General features: G+C 61.9%; 13 protein-coding genes and 1 riboswitch. Of the genes, 9 read left to right on the top strand and 4 right to left on the bottom strand.

Translation table 11 applies throughout. From position 1 onward, the window contains the following. Positions 1 to 353: 353 nt before the first annotated feature. The 3 genes from malE to malG are packed head-to-tail and all read left to right on the top strand — an operon-like array spanning position 354 to position 4,084. On the top strand, positions 354 to 1,547 hold the full coding sequence (gene malE / locus ACJ8MK_RS23180; protein ID WP_033636215.1) for a maltose/maltodextrin ABC transporter substrate-binding protein MalE: 1,194 nt from the start codon (positions 354 to 356) through the stop codon (positions 1,545 to 1,547). A 57-nt stretch (positions 1,548 to 1,604) separates the two neighbouring features. Beyond that, positions 1,605 to 3,182, top strand: a complete 1,578-nt coding sequence (gene malF, locus ACJ8MK_RS23175; RefSeq protein WP_033654722.1) for a maltose ABC transporter permease MalF — start codon at positions 1,605 to 1,607, stop codon at positions 3,180 to 3,182. Between the two features lie 11 nt (positions 3,183 to 3,193). Further along, entirely contained in the window at positions 3,194 to 4,084 is an 891-nt protein-coding gene (malG, locus tag ACJ8MK_RS23170) for a maltose ABC transporter permease MalG (protein ID WP_004936696.1), read from the top strand. Between the two features lie 152 nt (positions 4,085 to 4,236). Here malG and psiE read toward each other — a convergent pair whose 3' ends face one another. Next, positions 4,237 to 4,644, bottom strand: a complete 408-nt coding sequence (gene psiE / locus ACJ8MK_RS23165) for a phosphate-starvation-inducible protein PsiE (RefSeq protein WP_033636217.1) — start codon at positions 4,642 to 4,644, stop codon at positions 4,237 to 4,239. Between the two features lie 225 nt (positions 4,645 to 4,869). On the opposite strand from psiE, the gene ACJ8MK_RS23160 reads away from it, so the two are divergent. After that, positions 4,870 to 6,303, top strand: a complete 1,434-nt coding sequence (locus ACJ8MK_RS23160) for a capsule assembly Wzi family protein (protein ID WP_442518083.1) — start codon at positions 4,870 to 4,872, stop codon at positions 6,301 to 6,303. 60 nt (positions 6,304 to 6,363) lie between these two features. On the opposite strand, the gene pgi is transcribed toward ACJ8MK_RS23160, so the two are convergent. Next, a complete protein-coding gene (gene pgi / locus ACJ8MK_RS23155; RefSeq protein ID WP_033636219.1) occupies positions 6,364 to 8,010 on the bottom strand; it encodes a glucose-6-phosphate isomerase in 1,647 nt (548 codons plus the stop codon). A gap of 228 nt (positions 8,011 to 8,238) precedes the next feature. Between pgi and ACJ8MK_RS23150 the strand changes: the two genes are divergently transcribed. The 5 genes from ACJ8MK_RS23150 (at position 8,239) to ACJ8MK_RS23130 (ending at position 19,767) form a co-directional block, all read left to right on the top strand. Further along, entirely contained in the window at positions 8,239 to 10,047 is a 1,809-nt protein-coding gene (locus ACJ8MK_RS23150) for a cation:proton antiporter (protein WP_033636220.1), read from the top strand. A gap of 52 nt (positions 10,048 to 10,099) precedes the next feature. Next, positions 10,100 to 10,294: riboswitch (Lysine riboswitch) on the top strand. A gap of 108 nt (positions 10,295 to 10,402) precedes the next feature. Beyond that, on the top strand, positions 10,403 to 11,770 hold the full coding sequence (gene lysC / locus ACJ8MK_RS23145) for a lysine-sensitive aspartokinase 3 (protein ID WP_033649702.1): 1,368 nt from the start codon (positions 10,403 to 10,405) through the stop codon (positions 11,768 to 11,770). 142 nt (positions 11,771 to 11,912) lie between these two features. Next, entirely contained in the window at positions 11,913 to 12,830 is a 918-nt protein-coding gene (gene panS, locus ACJ8MK_RS23140) for a ketopantoate/pantoate/pantothenate transporter PanS (RefSeq protein WP_025304471.1), read from the top strand. Between the two features lie 385 nt (positions 12,831 to 13,215). Beyond that, positions 13,216 to 14,895 (top strand): ShlB/FhaC/HecB family hemolysin secretion/activation protein, encoded by a 1,680-nt coding sequence (locus ACJ8MK_RS23135; protein ID WP_049211607.1) that lies wholly within the window; start codon positions 13,216 to 13,218, stop codon positions 14,893 to 14,895. Positions 14,896 to 14,940: 45 nt separating this feature from the next. Then, a complete protein-coding gene (locus tag ACJ8MK_RS23130; protein WP_442518082.1) occupies positions 14,941 to 19,767 on the top strand; it encodes a hemagglutinin repeat-containing protein in 4,827 nt (1,608 codons plus the stop codon). 48 nt (positions 19,768 to 19,815) lie between these two features. On the opposite strand, the gene ACJ8MK_RS23125 is transcribed toward ACJ8MK_RS23130, so the two are convergent. Together ACJ8MK_RS23125 and ACJ8MK_RS23120 are read right to left on the bottom strand one after the other, a co-directional pair. After that, positions 19,816 to 21,465, bottom strand: coding sequence for a Na/Pi cotransporter family protein (locus ACJ8MK_RS23125; RefSeq protein ID WP_033636226.1), 1,650 nt, complete (start codon positions 21,463 to 21,465; stop codon positions 19,816 to 19,818). Between the two features lie 240 nt (positions 21,466 to 21,705). Continuing rightward, entirely contained in the window at positions 21,706 to 22,698 is a 993-nt protein-coding gene (locus tag ACJ8MK_RS23120; RefSeq protein ID WP_033649699.1) for an ABC transporter ATP-binding protein, read from the bottom strand. Between the last annotated feature and the right edge of the window lie 3 nt (positions 22,699 to 22,701).

Below are 22,701 nucleotides of genomic sequence, written 5' to 3'. Positions count from 1 at the left end.
CTGTATCCCTGCTGCGCGTGGCGTTAAAAATCAATGGGCCGATAGTGCGGGAGTCGCCGGAAAGGGTAATCATCCGTAACAGGATTTTTCATGGGGGAGGAGGCGGGAGGATGAGAGAACGACCGCGGCGATGAGAAGTTCCGCGCTTAAGGCAAATCTGTGATCCGTCTGGCAAAAATCGCCCCCCTATTTTGTGCCTGACGCCACAGAATAGAGCGCAACGTTAACTGGATCACACTCCTCATCTCAGGGGCGTAGAGGGGGGGAGGATGAGAATATGTCGCGTTGTGACCCACTATTACCGCGAAACGTCACTCCTTGATTTATGTGCCCACAAAAAGAAGGACTGGATTATGACTCGCAGCATTACCCTCGCCCGCACGCTGGCGCTCTCGGCACTGGCCACCCTGGTGCTCTCTTCTTCCGCCTTCGCCAAGATCGAGGAAGGCAAACTGGTTATCTGGATCAACGGCGACAAGGGCTATAACGGCCTGGCCGAAGTCGGCAAGAAATTCGAAAAAGACACCGGCATCAAGGTCACCGTCGAACACCCGGACAAGCTGGAAGAAAAATACCCGCAGGTGGCCGCCACCGGCGACGGCCCTGACATCATTTTCTGGGCCCACGACCGCTTCGGCGGCTATGCGCAGTCCGGCCTGCTGGCCGAAATCCACCCGTCCAAAGCCTTCCAGGACAAGCTGTTTCCGTTCACCTGGGACGCCGTGCGTTATGACGGCAAGCTGATTGGCTACCCGATCGCCGTCGAGGCGCTGTCGCTGATTTACAACAAAGACCTGGTCAAACAGCCGCCGAAGACCTGGGAAGAGATCCCGGCGCTGGACAAGCAGCTGCGCGCCAACGGCAAGAGCGCCATCATGTGGAACCTGCAGGAACCCTACTTCACCTGGCCTATCATCGCCGCCGACGGCGGTTATGCCTTCAAGTATGAAAACGGCAAATACAACATCAAGGATGTCGGCGTCGCCAACGCCGGTTCGCAGGCCGGCCTGCAGTTCATCGTCGATCTGGTGAAAAACAAGCACATCAACGCCGATACCGATTACTCGATCGCCGAAGCCGCGTTCAACAAAGGCCAGACCGCGATGACCATCAACGGGCCGTGGGCCTGGAACAACATTGAGCAGAGCAAAATCAACTACGGCGTGACGCTGCTGCCGACCTTCAAAGGCAAACCGTCCAAGCCGTTCGTCGGCGTGCTGACCGCCGGCATCAACGCCGCCAGCCCGAATAAAGAGCTGGCGACCGAGTTCCTCGAGAACTACCTGCTGACCAACGAAGGGCTGGCGGACGTCAACAAAGACAAGCCGCTGGGCGCGGTGGCGCTGAAGTCCTACCAGGAAACGCTGGCCAAAGATCCGAAGATCGCCGCCACCATGCAGAACTCGCAAAACGGGGAGATCATGCCGAACATCCCGCAGATGAGCGCCTTCTGGTACGCCGAACGCAGTGCGGTGATCAACGCCGTCAGCGGCCGTCAGACGGTGAAAGCCGCGCTGGACGACGTGCAGACCCGCATCACCAAGTAACGACGTCGTGCGGGGTGCCACGGTGCCCCGCCGTTGCTTCACAGAAAGGAACGCCCTATGCAATTCGCTCACGCCGGGACGCCTGCGCGTAAAAAATCGAAGTGGTGGCAAAGCGACGCGCTGAAATGGCTGGTAGTCAGCCTGTTCAGCCTGGTGACCTGCTACCTGATTGTGTTGATGTATGCACAGGGTGAATACCTGTTCGCTATCCTGACGCTGATCCTGGTCAGCGCCGGGCTTTACGTCTTCGCCAACCGCCGCGCCTACGCCTGGCGCTATGTGTATCCCGGCGTCGCCGGCATGGGGCTGTTCGTCCTGTTCCCGCTGATTTGCACCATCGCCATCGCCTTCACCAACTACAGCAGCACCAACCAGCTGACCTTCGAGCGCGCGCAATCGGTGCTGATGCAGCGCCAGTTCCAGAGCGGCAAAACCTTTACCTTCGGCCTCTACCCGGCGGAAAACCAGCAGTGGCGCTTGCAGCTGACGCCGCCGGACGGCGAAGCACCGCTGATCTCCGAGCCTTTCCGCCTCGACGCCGCCGCGCCGCAAACCCTGAAACTGACGGCGCAGAGCGCCGCACCGCAGGGCGAGCGCGCCACGCTGCGGGTGATCACCCAAAACCGGCAGGCGCTGAGCCAGCTGGTGGCGCAGCTGCCCGACGGCGGTGAATTGCGCATGAGCTCCCTGCGCCAGTTCTCCGGCACCCGCCCGCTGTATGCGCTGGACCAAGACGGCAGCACGCTGACCAATAACCAGACTCAGGTGCGCTACCGGCCGAACGGCGACACCGGCTTCTATCAGGCGATCAACGCCGACGGCGGCTGGGCGCAGGAAACCCTGAGCCCGGGCTATACCGTCACCACCGGCTGGAAAAACTTCCTGCGGGTGCTGCAGGACGAGGGCATCAAAAAGCCGTTCGTGTCGATCTTCATCTGGACCATCGTGTTCTCGGTGATGACGGTGATCCTCACCGTGGCGGTCGGCATGGTGTTGGCCTGCGTGGTGCAGTGGGAGGCGCTGAAAGGCAAGGCGATCTACCGTGTGCTGCTGATCCTGCCCTATGCGGTGCCGTCATTCATCTCGATCCTGATCTTCAAAGGTTTGTTCAACCAGAGCTTCGGCGAGATCAACATGATGCTCAGCCATCTGTTCGGCATCAAACCGGCCTGGTTCAGCGATCCGCTCACCGCCAAGAGCATGATCCTGATCGTCAACACCTGGCTCGGCTACCCGTACATGATGATCCTGTGCATGGGGCTGCTGAAGGCGATCCCGGACGATCTGTACGAGGCCTCGGCGATGGACGGCGCCAACCCGTGGCAAAACTTCTTCCGCATCACCTTACCGCTGCTGATCAAGCCGCTGACGCCGCTGATGATCGCCAGCTTCGCCTTCAACTTTAACAACTTCGTGCTGATCCAGCTGCTGACCAACGGCGGCCCGGACATGATCGGCACCACGACGCCGGCCGGCTATACCGATCTGCTGGTCAGCTACACCTACCGCATCGCCTTCGAAGGCGGCGGCGGGCAAGACTTCGGGCTGGCGGCCGCCATCGCCACGCTGATCTTCCTGTTGGTGGGCGCGCTGGCGATCCTGAATTTGAAAGCCAGCAAGATGAACTTCGATTAGGGAGAATGACGATGGCCATGGTTCAACCCAAATCCCAGCGCCTGCGCCTGTGGATCACCCATATTTTGATGCTGTGCTTTATCGCCCTGATCATGTTCCCGCTGCTGATGGTGGTCGCCATCTCGCTGCGCTCCGGCAACTTCGCCACCGGCAGCCTGATACCGGAAACCCTCTCCTGGGATCACTGGCGGCTGGCGCTCGGCTTTAGCGTCACCCACGCCGACGGCAGCGTGACGCCGCCGCCGTTCCCGGTGCTGCTGTGGCTGTGGAACTCCATCAAGATCGCGGCGATCACCGCCATCGGCATCGTGACGCTGTCTACCACCTGCGCCTACGCCTTTGCCCGCATGCGCTTTCGCGGCAAGAGCACGTTGCTGAAAAGCATGCTGATCTTCCAGATGTTCCCGGCGGTGCTGTCGCTGGTGGCGCTGTACGCCCTGTTCGATCGCCTGGGCCAGTACATTCCGTTTATCGGCCTGAATACCCACGGCGGCGTGATCTTCGCCTACATGGGCGGCATCGCGCTGCACGTCTGGACCATCAAGGGCTATTTCGAAACCATCGACAACTCGCTGGAAGAGGCGGCGGCGCTGGACGGCGCCACGCCGTGGCAGGCGTTCCGTCTGGTGTTGCTGCCGCTGTCGGTGCCGATTCTGGCGGTGGTGTTCATTCTGTCGTTTATCGCCGCCATCACCGAAGTGCCGGTGGCATCGCTGCTGCTGCGCGATGTGAACAGCTACACGCTGGCGGTGGGAATGCAGCAATATCTCAACCCGCAGAACTACCTGTGGGGCGACTTCGCCGCCGCCGCGGTGCTGTCGGCGATACCGATCACCGCCGTGTTCCTGCTGGCGCAGCGCTGGCTGGTTGGCGGCCTGACGGCCGGCGGCGTGAAGGGGTAATTTGTGCCACTGCAGTGCGTTTGATGTCTTTCCTTATCTTTTACCCTATGAATTTCAAGTTACAGCGAGTGCAGTCAACAACGCTGTAGCTTGAAAGACGTCGGGTAATGATATCCTGTGTCTTTGGCGGCCATTGGCCGCCATTTTTATCGCTACTCCCGTTTCAGCCGGTCGGTATTAGCCAGATAAAGCGTCACCACCAGCACCAATATCGCCGCGGCGTAGATCAGGGTATCGATAGGGTTTTTGTGATCCACGATAATCAAACGAATAATCGCGGTAATGCCAATGTAAATAAAATAGCGCAGCGGGAAATGATAACCCGACTCAAAATACTTGACGATCAAGGCGATAAATTCAAAGTACAGGAAATAAATCACAATGCCTTCAATCAACAGGTAAGAGGACGACTCTTCGCTGTTGATAAATAACACCTTCGCCAGATGGAGGGTTTCCTTGACCAGAAACACCACCAGAATGGCCGCCAGCAGCAGCAAGCCCACGTTCAGCACCCGCTGCAGCCCCTTCGCTATCATTATCGAACGCGACGTTTTTGCCATAAAACCTCTCTCTGAATACCGCGTATATGATTCAACCGTGCCAATATAGGCATTGTCCTAAAAATTCCGCCCCTCGCGAAAGCACTTTAAACCCCATTTAATTCATCACGTTATAATAAGATGTTTCTGACCTATAGATTTGTAGCAAATCGAAATGTCAACTATCATGGGACACAGAGATCTTTACATAAAACCAATAACCTCGAATTAACAAGGGAATTCTTTATGCGCGCTAAACTTAACGGACTGGTCGCTGCGGGCCTGTTTACCTGTGCATTGTCCGGCCACGCCGCCGGCCTGGTAGCCCCTGACAACGATCTGCGTAACGATCTCGCCTGGCTGTCTGACCGCGGCGTCATCAACGTCAGCCTGTCCACCTGGCCGCTGAGCCAGGAAGAGATCAGCTCCGTTATCGCGCAGGCCAAGCCGGTGACCAACACCGAGAAAAACGTTATCGACCGCGTACAACGCCGCGTCGATGCCCTGAAAGCCAACATTCGCGTCAGCGGTTACGCCTCGACCGATAAACCCGGTACCCCGCAGGGCTTCGGCCAAAACGAATACGCCGACGATCGCCTGACCATCGGCGCCGGCGCCAACGGCGAGTTCTGGGACGTGCGTCTGCAGGGCTCGGTGGAAGGCGATCAGCGCGTCAGCGACGGCTCCAAATTCAACATGAACGGCTCCTACGGCGCGGTGAAAATCTGGAACCAATGGCTCTCCTTCGGCGAGGTTTCCCAGTGGTGGGGCCCGGGCTACGACGGCAGCCTGATCCGCTCCGACGCCGCGCGCCCGGTGGCCGGCTTTATGCTGCAGCGCGCCGACCAATCGCCGTTTGAAACCCCGTGGCTGTCGTGGATCGGCCGCTGGCAATACCAGTTGTCCGCCGGCCAGCTGTCGCAGTACGCTGCCGTGCCGGACACCAAGCTGATCGGTGGCCGCCTGACCATGATGCCGACCGACTTCCTGGAGTTGGGCGCTTCGCGCGTCATGATGTGGGGTGGTGATGGCCGTCCGCACTCCTGGAGTTCCTTCTGGGATGGCGTCACCGGCAACGACAATACCGGCGATCCGAAAAACGATCCGGGCAACCAGTTGGGCGGTTTTGACTTCAAACTCAAGCTGCAGCCGCTCATCGGCATGCCGGTCAGCCTGTATGGCCAGATCACCGGTGAAGATGAAGCAGGCATGTTGCCTTCGCATAACGCCTACATGCTGGGGCTTGAAGGCCATCCGGAATGGGGCCCGACCACGATCAACTGGCATATCGAAGGTACTGATACCCGCTCTAACGGCAACGCCAACAACGTGATGTACAACCATTACATCTATCGGGGCGGTTACTACCAGCAAGGTTATCCGCTGGGCCATGCGATGGGCGGCGACGGTCAGATGCTGTCCGGCCGCGTGGAAATGGTGCTGGACGACGGCCAGCGTTGGAGCACTCGCCTGGTGTACGCCAAGGTGAATCCGAACAACCAAACCATCAACCGGGCGTTCCCGCGTTCCGATACGCTGAAAGGCATTCAGCTCGGCTGGGGTTACAGCTTCGATTCTCAGATTAAATTCGATACCAGCCTGTGGTACACCAACAGCGATCACAGCACCGCCGACGACGTGGGTGCCGGCGTCAGCTTCGAAGTGCCGATCAACCTGTAATTTTTGCAGACGTAAAAAAACCCGCCGCGGCGGGTTTTTTATTGGCTTCAGCTCAGGCGCTTAGCGCCATTCCTTGAAGCGGTTGATCAGCGCATTGGTCGAGCTGTCGTGGCTGCTGATTTTCTCGCTGCCCGCCAGCTCCGGCAGGATGCGGTTAGCCAGCTGTTTGCCCAGCTCCACGCCCCACTGATCGAAGGTGAAGATGTTCAGGATCGCGCCCTGGGTGAAGATCTTGTGCTCGTACAGCGCGATCAGGCTGCCCAGGCTGAACGGGGTGATTTCGCGCAGCAGGATCGAGTTGGTCGGGCGGTTGCCTTCAAACACTTTGAACGGCGCCACGTGCTTGACCTGCTCAGGGGTTTTACCCTGCGCCGCGAACTCGGCCTCCACCACGTCCAGCGACTTGCCGAACGCCAGCGCTTCGGTCTGGGCGAAGAAGTTGGACAGCAGTTTGGCGTGATGATCGCCCAGCGGATTATGGCTGATGGCCGGCGCGATGAAATCGCACGGCACCAGCTTGGTGCCCTGGTGGATCAGCTGGTAGAACGCATGCTGGCCGTTGGTGCCCGGCTCGCCCCAGATGATAGGGCCGGTCTGATAATCCACCGGATTGCCGTTGCGATCGACGTACTTGCCGTTGGATTCCATGTTGCCCTGCTGGAAGTAAGCGGCAAAACGGTGCATGTACTGATCGTACGGCAGAATGGCTTCGGTTTCGGCGCCGAAGAAGTTGTTGTACCAGATACCGATCAGCGCCAGCAGCACCGGCAGGTTCTTCTCCGCCGGCGTTTCGGCGAAGTGCTTGTCCATGGCGTGCGCGCCGCTCAGCAGCTGCTCGAAGTTGTCATAACCGATGGACAGCGCGATCGACAGGCCGATCGCCGACCACAGGGAGTAACGGCCCCCTACCCAGTCCCAGAACTCGAACATGTTGTCGGTATCGATGCCGAACTCGGCCACCGCTTTGCCGTTGGTGGACAGCGCGGCGAAGTGCTTGGCCACGTGTTGTTGATCGGCGGCGCTGCTCAGGAACCAGTCGCGCGCGCTGTGGGCGTTGGTCATGGTTTCCTGAGTGGTGAAGGTTTTGGAGGCCACCAGGAACAGCGTGGTTTCCGGGTTCAGCGGCTGCAGCGTTTCGGCGATATGGGTGCCGTCGACGTTGGAGACGAAGTGCATGTTCAGGTGGTTTTTATACGGGCGCAGCGCTTCGGTCACCATGTAAGGGCCGAGATCCGAACCGCCGATGCCGATGTTCACCACGTCGGTGATCGGCTTGCCGGTGTAGCCTTTCCACTCGCCGCCGATGACGCGCGCGCAGAACTGTTTGATCTTGGCCAGCACCGCGTTCACTTCCGGCATCACGTCTTTGCCGTCGACCAGGATCGGGCTGTTGCTGCGGTTGCGCAGGGCAATGTGCAGCACCGCGCGATCTTCGGTGCGGTTGATTTTCTCACCGGCGAACATCGATTTGATGGCGCCTTGCAGATCGGTTTCTTTCGCCAGCGCCTGCAGCTTCTCCAGGGTTTCCTGCGTGATACGGTTCTTGGAATAGTCCACCAACATTTGGTCGTTGAAGGTCGCGGAGAACCTGGAGAAACGATCGCTGTCCTGGGCGAACAGGTCGGCGATCCGTACGTCTTTCATCTGTGCATAATGTTGCTGCAGGGCTTGCCAAGCAGCGGTTTGACTAGGATTGATATTTTTCATAGCAACACTCTTAGGCTTGAGAATAAAAATGACGCGTTGTCCGATTGTAGCCTGTTCGACTGTGATTATGATCTCTTTTCTTGCGATAGGCGCTAACTGTCAACGCAGTGCCGCCTCGTTTCAGCTTTCACTCTATACTTTTGGCTAACGGCCTGTTATCGGGGTTGCCGAATTGTCATCAGGCTGTGTCATCGTTGCTTATTTCGTCATTTGAAAGGGATCTCGCTTATGGAATTATCTGCCCCGCTCATGTTGGTGCTTATCGGCCTGGCGTCGCTGCTGGCGCAGTGGCTGGCCTGGCTGCTGCGCCTGCCGGCCATTTTGCCGCTGTTGCTGTTCGGCATCGTGCTCGGCCCGACGGTGCATCTGGTGCAGCCGGATCTGCTGTTCGGCGATCTGCTGTTTCCGCTGGTGTCGCTGTCGGTGGCGATCATCCTGTTCGAAGGGGCGCTGACGCTGCGTTTCGAGGAGATACGCGGCCTCGGCGGCGTGGTGCGCAATCTGGTCACCGTCGGCATGCTGGTCACCTTTCTGGTCATCAGCCTCGCCAGTTGGTGGCTGCTGGATTTCCCGCCGGAGCTGGCGGCGCTGATCGGCGCGGTGACGGTGGTGACCGGGCCGACGGTGATCGCCCCGCTGATGCGCGTGGTGCGGCCGAACGCCAACATTAACCAGGTGCTGCGCTGGGAAGGGATCGTCATCGATCCGGTCGGCGCCATCTTCACCCTGCTGGTGTTCGAATTCATCGTGCTGAAACAGAATGCGGAGTCCTATACCCATCTGTTTTGGACGCTGGGCATGACCGCCGCCGTCGGCCTGATCGCCGGCGCACTGTTCGGCTACCTGCTCGGCCTGGCGCTGCGCCGCGTCTGGCTGCCGCGCTACCTGCAGAACCTGGCGGTGCTGGCGATCATGCTGACCGCCTTCGGCGTTTCCAACGCCATCGCCGACGAATCCGGCCTGCTGACCGTCACGGTGATGGGCATCTGGCTGGCCAACATGCGCGACGTGGACACCAGCGATATTCTGGCGTTCAAAGAGGAGCTGTCGGCGATCCTGATCTCGGCGCTGTTCATCATTCTGGCGGCGCGGCTCGATATCCAGGCGCTGTGGAACATGGGCTGGCCGCTGCTCCTGCTGCTGCTGGTGGTGCAGTTCATCGCCCGGCCGCTGTGCATCGCGGTGTCGACCTGGCGCTCTTCCCTGCACTGGCGCGATCGGCTGTTGCTGTGCTGGATCGCCCCGCGCGGCATCGTCGCCGCGGCGGTCAGCTCGCTGTTCGCGCTGACGCTGCAGCGCAGCGGCTACCAGGGCGCCGACCGGCTGGTGACCGTGGTGTTCGCCATCATCATCGGCACCGTGGTGCTGCAAAGCCTGACCAGCGGGATGATGGCGCGCTGGCTGCGGGTGCAGCAGCAAAAGCCGCGCGGCGTGCTGATCGTCGGCGCCAACAGCGTGGCGCGCATGCTGGCGCAGGCGCTGATCAAGCTGAACGTGCCGGTAATCGTCACCGACAGCAGCTGGGAATACTACCGCCAGGCGCGCATGGAAGGCATCCCGGCCTACTATGGCCACGCCTACTCCGAACACGCCGAGAACTATCTCGATCTGAGCAATATCGCCCAGGTGCTGGCGCTGTCGCCCAACCGCCACCAGAACGCGCTGGCGGTCTACCACTTCGGCCATCTCTTCGGCGAGGATCACGTGTTTGCCATCCGTTCGGGTGCGCCGCTGAAAGGGCGCGGCGCCAGCGCGGAAAGCTCGCGTTTCCGCCGGCATGAAATTTTATTTAATCAGGAAGCCACCTACGGCCGCCTGAGCAGCCTGCTCGCCAGGGGAGCCACCATCAAAGCGACCAAATTGAACGAAAATTTCGGTTGGCTGGAGTATTTGGAGAAACATCAGGGCGTTATTCCGTTATTCAGCCAAAAGGAAGACGGTTCTCTGCAACCGATTGGCGCCGGTTCCACGCCCGCGATGCCCTGTACGCTTATCGCGCTGGTGCAAGATGAAAATCCCTCACCGTCTGTACGTTGACAGAATGGCGATAACCGGCTATTCCTAACAGCCTACTTGCGCACCCGGTGCGCAAGCCAGAAGAGGCGCGTCGCCCAGGTAGAGTGTCAGAGGAGCCGTTTCTCCGTTGACGGCACCCGAGGGGGAGCGACGCCGAGGTAGGGTAATGGCCGGCCATTATCCTATCGACTACAGGGGCTGAATCCCCTGGGTTGTCACCAGGGGATCGCCCGCAGGGCGATCGACAAGGTGGGGCGCTTCTGGGTGTATCGTAGCCTGACCTCTACGCCTGCCCCCTGTTTACCGCTCTCCCCTTGTGCCAAGGCTATGGAATTACAGTGCCCCCAAACGGGCATCCCTGACACGAGGTTTCTAGATGAACCAAGCAGCACCCCAGAATTCCACCGTGGTAGCCAAATTCGGCGGCACCAGCGTCGCCGACTTTGAAGCCATGAACCGCAGCGCCGACGTCGTGCTGGCCAACCCGCAGGTCCGCCTGGTGGTGTTGTCCGCCTCGGCGGGCGTCACCAACCTGTTGGTCGCCCTGGCCGAGGGTTGCGAGGCCGACAAGCGCAACTACCGGCTTGATGAGATCCGCCGCATCCAGTACGCCATCCTCGATCGCCTCACGGCGCCGGCGGTGATCCGCGAAGAGATCGACCGCCTGCTGGAAAACATCGCCATGCTGTCGGAAGCCGCGTCGCTGGCCACCTCGACGGCGTTGACCGACGAACTGGTCAGCCATGGGGAGCTGATGTCCACCCTGCTGTTCGTTGAAATCCTGCGCGCCCGCAACGTGCAGGCCGAATGGTTCGACGTGCGCAAAGTGATGCGCACCGACGATCACTTCGGCCGCGCCGTGCCTGACAGCGCCGCGCTCAGCGAACTGGCCCGGGCGCAGTTGCAGCCGCGCCTGCAGGAAGCGCTGGTGGTCACCCAGGGCTTTATCGGCAGCGAGCCGAAAGGCCGCACCACCACGCTCGGCCGCGGCGGCAGCGACTATACCGCCGCGCTGCTCGGCGAGGCGCTCGGCGTTGGCCGGGTAGATATCTGGACCGACGTGCCGGGCATCTACACCACCGATCCGCGCGTGGTGCCGGCGGCCAAGCGCATCGACAAAATCGGTTTCGAAGAGGCGGCGGAAATGGCCACCTTCGGCGCCAAGGTGCTGCATCCGGCCACCCTGTTGCCGGCGGTGCGCAGCGACATTCCGGTGTTCGTCGGCTCCAGCAAGGATCCGGCGGCCGGCGGCACGCTGGTGTGCAACACCACCGAGAATCCGCCGCTGTTCCGCGCGCTGGCGCTGCGTCGCAAGCAAACGCTGCTGACGCTGCACAGCCTGAACATGCTGCACGCGCGCGGCTTCCTGGCGGAGGTGTTCAACATTCTGGCGCGCCACAACGTCTCCGTCGATCTGATCACCACCTCGGAGGTCAGCATTGCGCTGACCATGGACACCACCGGCGCCACCTCCGTTGGCGGCAGCCTGCTGACCACCTCGCTGCTGACCGAGCTGTCGTCGCTGTGCCGGGTGGAAGTGGAAGAAAACCTGGCGCTGGTGGCGATCATCGGCAACCAGCTATCGCGCGCCTGCGGCGTAGGCAAAGAGGTGTTCGGCGTGCTCGATCCGTTCAATATCCGCCTGATCTGCTACGGCGCCAGCAGCTATAACCTGTGCTTCCTGGTGCCGGGCGAAGAAGCCGAACAGGTGGTGCGCACCCTGCATCACAACCTGTTCGAATAAGTCATTATCCCCGATTGCGGGCGCAGCACGCTGCGCCCCTGCGTCTAAAAAATCCGTCCAAAACCGGCAGGGGTTCAGCATGTTGAACCCGCAAAAAACACGACCACACCCACCGTTCTCAATCTGGCTAAGGAAAACCTGCATGTTGGCATTACTCACGCGTTTATTCCCCCTGTGGGCGATACTGCTGTCCGTCGCCGCCTATTACACGCCGACCACCTTTACCGGCATCGGCCCCTACGTCAGCCCGCTGCTGATGCTGATCATGTTCGCCATGGGCGTCACGCTGCGGCTGGACGACTTCAAACGCGTGCTGGCGCGCCCCGGCCCGGTGGCGGCCGGCATCTTCCTGCACTATCTGATCATGCCGCTGGCGGCCTGGATCCTGGCGATGCTGTTCCGCATGCCGCCGGATCTGTCCGCCGGCATGGTGCTGGTGGGCAGCGTGGCCAGCGGCACCGCCTCCAACGTGATGATCTATCTGGCCAAGGGTGACGTGGCGCTGTCGGTGACCATCTCGGCGGTCTCGACGCTGGTGGGCGTGTTCGCCACGCCGCTGCTGACCCGTTTGTACGTCGACGCCGAAATCAGCGTCGATATCATGGGCATGCTGCTGAGCATTCTGCAGATCGTGGTGATCCCGATCGGCCTGGGCCTGATCGTCCACCATACCCTGACCAAAACGGTGAAACGCATCGAGCCGCTGCTGCCGGCGCTGTCGATGGTGTGCATCCTGGCGATCATCAGCGCGGTGGTGGCGGGCAGCCAAAGCCATATCGCCTCGGTCGGTCTGGTGGTGATCGTCGCGGTGATCCTGCACAACGGCATCGGTCTGCTGAGCGGCTATTGGGGCGGCAAGCTGTTCGGCTTCGACGAATCCACCTGCCGCACGCTGGCGATCGAAGTCGGCATGCAGAACTCCGGGCTGGCGGCCACGCTGGGCAAAATCTACTTCTCACCGCTGGCCGCGCTGCCGGGTGCGCTGTTCTCGGTCTGGCACAACCTTTCCGGTTCGCTGCTGGCGGGTTATTGGTCCGGCCGCCCCATCAAGAAAAAATAAACCACCTGTAGGGACGCAAACAATTGCGTCCCTTTTCTTTCCTGCGAAATTTCGTATTTCCCACTGGTCGGATTGTCATAATTCCCCTCATACCCTATCATCCGTGAAAAATAAAAATTCAGATTCTTCCTAGCCATGCCGATAATGTTGGCAAGAGGAAGAGACGTTCTACTTTTTTTAATTAATTAAGTCGCCAGGGTTGCCCGCCATAAAAGAAGCAGCCTAATTATTATTTAGATATATACCCACCGTCTTATTTGCCGCGGCAAATCAAGATACCTCGCAATGTGCATGTCGCTCATTATTTCGGGCCGGCCGTCGGCCGCCCGTGGTTAACCTCATGGATTGGGCTGGCTGCCCCGGCGGCCTCTCATAATGGATTACAATGATAAAAAAAATCACCGCTTTGACGCTGTTGGTCAGCACGGCCCTTTCCGCCGAAACCCTGCCGGACGCCCACATGATGCGGGATATGTCGATGGGGGAGTCGCGCCGCGCGCTGCAAGACAGCACGCGTGAAGTCAACCAGTTGATTGAGCAACGCCGCTACCAGCAGCTGAAGCAGCAACGCTTGCTGGCGGAGCCGGAACCGGCCGCGCCCGCCCTGCCGCAGTCCGCGCAGTGCCTGCCGATCGCCGGCGTTTATCTGCAGGGCGTCACCCTGCTCTCGCCGGCCGATTTATCCGCCCTGAGCGCGCTGCCGGAACAGTGCATCAGCAGCAACGATATCAATCGCCTGACCCGTGAATTAACGCGCCTTTATGTGCAAAAAGGCTATATCACCGCGCGCGTGCAAATTGTTCGCCCTAATTCACAGGGAGAATTGGGATTAAGCGTCACCGAAGGATTTATCGAGAAAATAGAAGGCGGCGATCGCTGGGTCAACAGCCGTTTATTATTTCCAGGGCTGGAAGGCAAACCGTTGAAATTAACCGAGCTCGACCAGGGATTGGATCAGGCCAACCGTTTGCAATCGAATACCACCAAGCTGGATATATTGCCCGGCCGCCAGGTTGGCGGTTCGGTCATTCGTTTGCGCAATCAGCATGCCAAGCCCTGGCTGATGACCGTCGGCACGGATAATTACGGCCAAAAAAGCACCGGCCAGTGGCTGGCTCGCGCCACCGCCACGCTGGACAGCCCGTTCGGCCTGTCGGACTTTGTCAGCCTGAACGCCAACAGCACGCTGGAAAACCCGGCTCACCGCTACAATCGCGCCTATACCCTGCTCTATTCGCTGCCGTACGGCGCGTTCACCTTCAGCGGGTTCGCCAGCTTCTCCTCCTATGAGAACCACCAGCAGCTGCCGCACAACCTGGTCAAACTGCACGGCCAGACCCAGCAGTACGGGCTGCGCAGCGACTACGTGTTTTACCGCGATCGCGATCAGATAGACAGCCTGAGCGGTCAGTTGACCTACAAGCGCATCGACAACTACTTCGAAAGCGTGCGCCTCGAGGTCAGCAGCCCCACCCTGACCCTGGCCGAACTGAGCGCCAGCCACCTGCAAATTCTGCCCAACGGGGTGTTCAGCGCCAACCTCAGCGTCGAACAGGGCCTGCCGTGGCTGGGGGCCGGTCGCCACCCAAGCTCGGTGCACCTCGACAGCCAGTTCACCAAAGGCAAGCTGTTCGCCAACCTCAGCCAGCGCCTTCACCTGGGTGACGCCACCTATCAGCTCAACAACCTGTTCTACGGCCAGTACAGCCGCGACCCGCTGCCCGGCGTGGAGTGGCTGAGCCTTACCGATCGCAGCGCCGTGCGCGGCTTCAGCCGCAGCACCCAGTCAGGCGACAACGGCTGGTATCTGCAGAACACGCTGTCGCGCAGCTTCAATCTGGGTGCCACCACGCTGACGCCGCGCCTCGGCGCCGACGTCGGCCGCATTTTGCCGCGCCAGGACAGCTCGGGGTGGCGCAGCAGCGCCGGCCTGAGCAGCGGCGCCACGTTGCGCTATCGGCAGGCGCTGGTCGATCTCGAGGTCAGCCGCGGCTGGATCTTGTCGAATCACGCCACGCCGGAAGATCCCGTTCAGGTACTGGCGCGCTTTTCTTACACCTTTTAATCAGCAGTTTTGCAGGACCCCACGGCAATATACGGAGAAACATGGATGAAAAATAATAACTTCAGGCTTTCAGCAGCGGGCAAACTGGCCGCCGCGCTGGCGATTATTCTCGCCGCTTCCGCCGGCGCCTACGCCGCGGAGATCGTGGCGGCCAACGGCGCCAACGGCCCCGGCGTTTCCACCGCCGCGACCGGCGCGCAGGTGGTCGACATCGTCGCGCCGAACGGCAACGGGCTGTCGCACAACCAATACCAGGACTTTAACGTCAACCAGCCCGGCGCAGTGCTGAACAACTCCCGCGAAGCGGGGCTGTCGCAGCTGGCCGGCCAACTGGGCGCCAACCCCAATCTGGGCGGGCGCGAAGCCAGCGTGATCCTCAATGAAGTGATCGGCCGCAACCCGTCGCTGCTGCATGGCCAGCAAGAGATCTTCGGCATGGCGGCCGACTACGTGCTGGCCAACCCGAACGGCATCAGCTGCCAGGGCTGCGGGTTCATCAACACCAGCCGCTCCTCGCTGGTGGTCGGCAACCCGCTGGTGGAGAACGGCCTGCTGCAGGGCTACAGCACCCTGGACAACCGCAATACCCTGAGCCTCAACGGCGTCCTGAACGCCGGCGGCGTGCTGGATCTGATCGCGCCGAAGATAGACAGCCGCGGCGACGTTATCGTGCAAGACTTCACCCATCGCAACGGCAGCGTGACGCCGGCGGCGATCAACGCCATCAGCGGCCATAACCGGGTGGCGCGCGACGGCAAGGTGCTGGCCAGCGTACAGCCGACCACGGCGCTGGACAGCTACTACCTCGGCAGCATGCAGGCCGGGCGCATCAACATCATCAACACCGCGCAGGGCAGCGGCGTGAAGCTGGCCGGCACGCTGGCCGCCGGCGACGAGCTCAAGGTAAAAGCCTACGATATTCGCAGCGAAAGCCGCGTTGACGACGCCAGCAGCAACCGCCACGGCGGCGACAACTACCAGAACTACCGTGGCGGCATCTATGTCAACGATCGCAGCAGCAGCCAGAAGCTGACCCGCACCGAGCTGAAAGGCAAGAACATCAGCCTGGTGGCGGATAACCACGCGCACCTCACCGCCACCGATATTCGCGGCGAAGACATCACGCTGCAGGGCGGCAAGCTGACGCTCGACGGCCAGCAGTTGAAACAGACCCAGGGGCACACCGACGACCGCTGGTTCTACTCCTGGCAATACGACGTCACCCGTGAGCGCGAGCAGCAGCAGCAGGCGGGCAGCACCGTCGCCGCCGGCGGCAACGCCACACTCGTCAGTACCCGGGAAGACGTGAACCTGTTGGGCGCCAACGTCAGCGCCGATCGGGCGCTGAGCGTCAAAGCGGCGCGCGACGTGCACCTCGCCGGGCTGGTGGAGAAGGATAAGTCCACCGAACGCGGCTACCAGCGCAATCACACTTCCAGCCTGCGCACCGGCAGTTGGAGCAGCAGCGACGAAAGCGAGAGCCTGAAGGCCAGCGAACTGCGTAGCCAGGGCGAACTGACGTTGAAAGCTGGCCGCAATGTCACTACCCAGGGCGCCAAGGTCCACGCCCAGCGCGATCTGACGATCGACGCAGACAACCAGATCCAGGTCGGGGTGCAGAAAACCGCCAACGCCAAAGCGGTACGCGATGACAAAACCTCCTGGGGCGGCATCGGCGGCGGCGACAACAAAAACAACAGCAACCGCCGCGAGATCAGCCACGCCTCCGAGCTGACCAGCGACGGCACCCTGCGCCTGAACGGCCAGCAGGGCGTCACCATCACCGGCAGCAAGGCGCGCGGCAAGGAAGGCGGCCTGGTCACCGCCACCCAGGGCGGCCTGCGCATCGACAACGCGCTGAGCACCACCGTAGACAAAATCGATGCGCGCACCGGCACCGCCTTCAACATCACCAGCAGTTCGCACAAGGCCGACAACCGCTACCAGAGCAGCACCGCCAGCGAGTTGAAGTCTGACACCAACCTGAAGCTGGTCAGCCGTAAGGATACCGACGTGATCGGCAGCCAGGTCGCCAGCGGCGGCGAGCTGAGCGTGACGTCGCAGACCGGCAACATCAACGTCAAGGCCGCCGAACAGCAGCAAAAAATCGATGAGCAGAAGACCGCGCTTACCGTCAACGGCTACGCCAAAGAAGCCGGCGACAAGCAATACCGCGCCGGTTTGCGCATCGAACACACCCGCGACAGCGAGAAAACCACCCGCACCGAAAACCGCGCCTCGACCCTCAGCGGCGGCAGCGTGAAGCTCGAGGCGGAGAAGGACGTGACCTTCAGCGGCTCCAAACTGGTCGCCGACAAAGGCGACGCCAGCGTCAGCGGCAACAAGGTTTCGTTCCTGGCGGTCGACGATAAAACCACCTCGAACACCGAGCAGACCAAGATCGGCGGCGGTTTCTATTACACCGGCGGCATCGACAAGCTCGGCAGCGGCGTGGAAGCCGGCTACGAGAACAGCAAAACGCAGGCGCAGAGCAGCAAGGCGGTCACCTCCGGCAGCGACGTCAAAGGCAACCTGACTGTCAACGCCCGTGACAAGCTGACCCAGCAAGGCGCGCAGCACAGCGTCGGCGGTGCCTATCAAGAAAACGCCGCGGGCGTCGATCATTTGGCCGCCGCCGACACCGCCAGCAGCACCACCACCAAAACCGACGTCGGCGTGAACATCGGCGCCAACGTCGATTACAGCGCCGTGACCCGCCCGGTCGAGCGCGCGGTCGGCAAGGCGGCCAAGCTGGACGCCACCGGCGTCATCAACGACATCGGCGGCATCGGCGCGCCTAACGTCGGCCTGGATATCGGCGCGCAGGGCGGCAGCAGCGAAAAACGCAGCAGCAGCTCGCAGGCGGTGGTCAGCTCGGTGAAAGCCGGCAGCATCGACATCAACGCCAAAGGCGAAGTGCGCGATCAGGGCACGCAGTATCAGGCGAGCAAAGGCGCGGTCACGCTGACGGCGGACAGCCACCGCAGCGAAGCCGCGACGAACCGCCAGGAAGAGCAGAACCGCGATACCCGCGGCAGCGCCGGCGTACGCGTCTACACCTCCACCGGCAGCGATCTGACCGTAGACGCCAAGGGCGAAGGCGGCACCCAGCGCAGCAGCAGCAACGCCAGCCAGGCGGTGACCGGCACGATCGACGCGGCCAACGGCATCAACGTCAACGTGAAACAAGATGCGGTCTATCAGGGCACCGCGCTGAACGGCGGCAGCGGTAAAACCGCCGTCAACGCCGGCGGCGATATTCGCTTCGATCAGGCCAGCGATAAGCAGAGCGAAAACCACAGCGGTTTCAACGTCAAAGCCTCCGCCAAGGGCGGTTTCACCGCCGACAGCAAAAACTTCGGCGCTGGCTTCGGCGGCGGCACCAACAACGGCGAAAGCAACAGCAGCACCGCGCAGGTCGGCAACGTCAGCGGCCAACAGGGCGTGGAGCTGAAGGCGGGCCGCGATCTGACGCTTAAAGGCACCAACGTCAAGAGCCAGGGCGACGTCACCCTGAGCGCGGGCAACAAGGTTGCGCTGCTGGCAGCGGAATCGACCCAAATGCGTAAGGAGAACCAACTGTCCGGCAATATCGATCTGGGCGCCGGCAGCAGCGACAGCAAGGAAAAAACCGGCGGCAGCCTCTCCGTCGGCGGCGCCTTCGACATCGCCAAGGTGAATGAGTCCGCGACCGAACGCCAGGGCGCCACGCTAGCCTCAGACGGCAAGGTCACCCTGTCCGCCGGCGGCAAAGGCGATGACGCGCTGCATCTGCAGGGCGCCAAGGTCAGCGGCGGCAGCGCCGCGCTCGAGGCGAAAAACGGCGGCATCCTGCTGGAGTCCGCCAAGAACGAGCAGCACAAGGACAACTGGAGCCTGGGCATCAAAGCCAACGCCAAAGGCGGCCAAACGTTCAACAAGGACGCCAACGGCAAGGTCGATCCGAACACCGGCAAAGACACCCATACGCTGGGCGCCGGTCTGAAGGTCGGCGTGGAACAGCAGGATAAAACCACCCACGCCAACACCGGCATCACCGCGGGCGACGTGGCGCTCAACAGCGGCAAGGATACCCGCCTCGCCGGGGCACGCGTCGATGCCGACAGCGTACAGGGCAAGGTGGGCGGCGATCTGCGCGTTGAAAGCCGCAAGGACGTCGAGAAAGGCGTGAAGGTGGAGGTGGATGCCGGCCTGAGCCACAGCAACGATCCGGGCAGCAGCATCACCTCCAAGCTGTCGAAGGTGGGCACGCCGCGCTACGCCGGGAAAGTGAAAGAGAAACTGGACGCCGGGGTGAATAAAGTGGCCGACGCCACCACCGACAAGTACAACAGCGTGGCGCGTCGTCTCGATCCGCAGCAGGACACCACCGGCGCGGTCAGCTTCAGCAAGGCCGACGGTAAAGTGACGCTGCCGGCAACGCCGGCCGGCGAGAAGCCGCAGGGCCCGCTGTGGGATCGCGGTGCACGCACCGTCGGCGGCGCGGTAAAAGACAGCATCACCGGGCCGGCGGGTCGCCAAGGGCAGCTCAAGGTCAATGCCGACGTGGTGAACAACAACGCGGTCGGCGAGCAGTCGGCGATTACCGGTAAGCACGGCGTAGCGCTGCAGGTCGGCGGCCAAACCCAACTGACCGGCGGCGAGATCCGCAGCCAGCAGGGCAAGGTGGAACTGGGCGGCAGCAAGGTCAGCCAGCAGGACGTCAGCGGCCAACGCTATCAGGGCGGCGGCCGCGTCGATGCGGCGGCCACGGTAGGCGGGCTGTTAGGCGGCGCGGCGAAACAAAGCGTCGACGGCAACGTGCCGTTCGTCAGCGGCCATGCTTCGACTCAGCAGGCGGACGCCAAAGCCGGCGTGTTCAGCGGCAAATAACGCGCCTCCCCTACGCAATGCCCCCGGTTTTCACCGGGGGCATTTTTTTTACAGCGTGCTCGGGGTGTCTTCCCAGTCGCGATCGTCGTCCTTGGCATCCTGGTCCAACACGTTGTAAGCCACGGCGCAGAACAGCGAGTTCAGGCGCTTCATGTCCCCCAACAATCCCAAATGCAACGAACTGGTCTCGATGCTCTGCACGTTTTGCTGATGCAAACGATCGACGTGCGCGTGCGCGTAGCGGCGATCCAGAATGCGGAAGCGGTGCTTGGAACGGCGCAGGCGCTTGGCACTGGTGACGTCGCCGGACAGGAACACCGACAGCCCCAGGCGCAGGTTGCCGATCAGCCGCTCGTGCAGCCCATCCAGTTCCGCCAATCCTTCCGCCGAGAAGGCGCGGCGCGCGGCGTGCGACTTGGCGCCCACGTCGCCGGCCATGCGCTCGATGATGTCGCCCGCCTGTTCCAGGTTAAGCGCCATTTCGATGATCTCCGCCCAGCGGCGCGAGTCTTCCTCGCCCAGATCTTCCTTCTGGATCTGCGCCAGATACAGCTTGATGGCGGTGTACAGCACGTCGACGTCATCGTCGAGGCGCCGCACTTCTTTATCCACCCCTTGCTTGCCGTGCAGCACTTCGCGCTGCAGGATCATCATGTGTTCCACCACGTCGCCCATGCGCAACGTTTCGCGCGCCGCATTGGCCAACGCCAGCGTCGGCGTGTCCAGCGCGCTGGCGTCCAGATGGCGCGGACGCATGCGCGGATCGTCGGCCGCCACGTCGACGATCAGCCGCTCGCACAGCGTCGCCATCGGCCCGGCCAGCGGGATCATCACCAGGCAGCGGATCAGGTTGTAGAACACGTGGAAATAGATCACCAGCTCTTCGCTGCCGCCCGGCAGCTGAGCCATCACATCCGCCAGATAGGAAACGAACGGCAGCACCAGCACACAGCCCACCAGCTTGAACAGCAGGCTGCCGAGCGCCACGCGCCGCCCGGCGGCGTTCTGGCCGCTGGCGTTGATCATCGCCAACAGGCCGCTGCCGAGGTTGGCGCCGATCACCAGGCAGAGCGCCACCTTCAGCGAGATCACGCCGGATGCGGTCAGGGTGGCGGTCAGCAGCACCGCCGCCAGGCTGGAATAGCTGACGATGGCGAACAGCGCGCCGGTCAGGGCGTCCAGCATCACGTCGCCGGTCAGCGACGAGAACAGCACTTTCACCCCGGCCGCCTGGGTGATCGGCGTGGCGGCGGCCACGATCAGCTCCAGCGCCAGCACGATCAGCCCAAGGCCGATCAGGACGCGCCCGATCTGGCCGATCCGCATCTGCTTGCGGCTGAGGAACAGGAAGACGCCGATCAGGATCAGCAGCGGCGACAGCCAGGAAAGATCGAAGGTCAGCACGCGCGCCATCAGCGCGGTGCCGACGTCGGCGCCGAGCATGATCACCAGTGCAGGCGCCAGCCCCACCAGCCCCTGCGCAACGAAAGAGGTCACCAGCAGCGCCGTGGCGTTGCTGCTCTGCACCAGCGCGGTCACGCCGATGCCGGAAACGAACGCCAGCGGCTTTTTCTCAACGCTGTCGCTCAACACGCGCCGCAGATTGGCGCCGTAAACCCGCATGATCCCGGTGCGCACGATGTGGGTGCCCCACACCAACAGCGCCACGGAGGAAAGCAGGTGAAGAAGGGTCAGCACGGAAGATACGCTCCATTAACGCCCGGCCAAAGGAGGCTGGTACCCGATGCCTGTCAGGCGGTGCGGAAAGACGGAACGGTTCTGTTCGCCTTAGCCGCAGCCGGTAGGCCAAAAGATGACGGGTACAGCGCGCGGTCCCGCCTGCCGGGCGTAGGTCTGGCAGGACAGCGGGCGGGCGGCAGACCGCAGAATAGAAGGGTTAATGCGGCGGCGGAAAGGCCCCGGCGCCGCGCTGCGAAGTCATGCAACTTCCCGCAATACAACAGGTTCCAAGTGTAGCCCAATTTGCTCGCCGTCGGGCCGCAGGTCGGCCACCGACCGGTTGAGCACGTCAACCAGCAATTCTACACCGCGAACCTGAATCCGATAGCGTACCACATTCCCGAGCAAACTGTGGCCCAGGATCACCCCGCCGATCCCCTGCCCGGCCGGCAACAGGCCGATCGATTCGGGCCGGATCGCCACCTTGCCGACATAGCTGCGCCCGGTCAGCTGGGCGGCCTGTTCGGCGGTCAGCAGATTATAGTTGCCGATAAACCCGGCGGCGAAGGCGTCCGCCGGCTGGGTATACAGGGTTTCCGCATCGCCGCTCTGCACGATCTGCCCCTTGTTCATCAGCACGATGCGATCCGACAAGGTCAGCGCCTCTTCCTGATCGTGGGTGACGAAGATCGCCGTCAGGTTCAGCTCGCGTTGAATGCGCCGGATCTGCTCGCGCAGGTGTTTGCGGATGCGCGCGTCCAGCGCCGACAGCGGTTCGTCGAGCAGCAGCAGCCGCGGGCGAGTGACCAGCGATCGCGCCAGCGCCACGCGCTGACACTGGCCGCCCGACAGCTGATGCGGATAGCGCTTCGCCAGATCGCTCAGCTCCACCAGCGCCAGCACCTCCTGCACCCGCTGGCCGATCTGCCCGGCGGCCAGCTTCTGCATTTTCAGCCCGAAGGCCACGTTGCCTTCCACCGTCATATTGGGAAACAGCGCATAGCTTTGGAACACCATGCCGATGCCGCGCTTTTGCGGCGCCAGCGGCACCAGATCCTGACCCTGCAACAAGATTTGCCCGCTGTCGACCGGGGTCAGGCCGGCCAGGCAACGCAGCAGCGTCGATTTGCCGCAGCCGCTCGGCCCCAGCAGGGTGACGAACTCCCCCTCTTCGGCGGTGAAATCGATATCCTGAAACACCTGGGTCTGGCCATAGTGTTTGTTCAGGCGGGTGACGTTGAGATAAGCCATCAG

Origin of the sequence: Serratia sp. CY38905, from assembly GCF_052168875.1 — a bacterium.
In the GTDB taxonomy this organism is placed as follows: Bacteria; Pseudomonadota; Gammaproteobacteria; order Enterobacterales; family Enterobacteriaceae; genus Serratia; species Serratia sarumanii.
The sequence above is the reverse complement of the archived record's forward strand: the minus strand, read 5'-3'. Positions and strand labels throughout refer to the sequence as shown.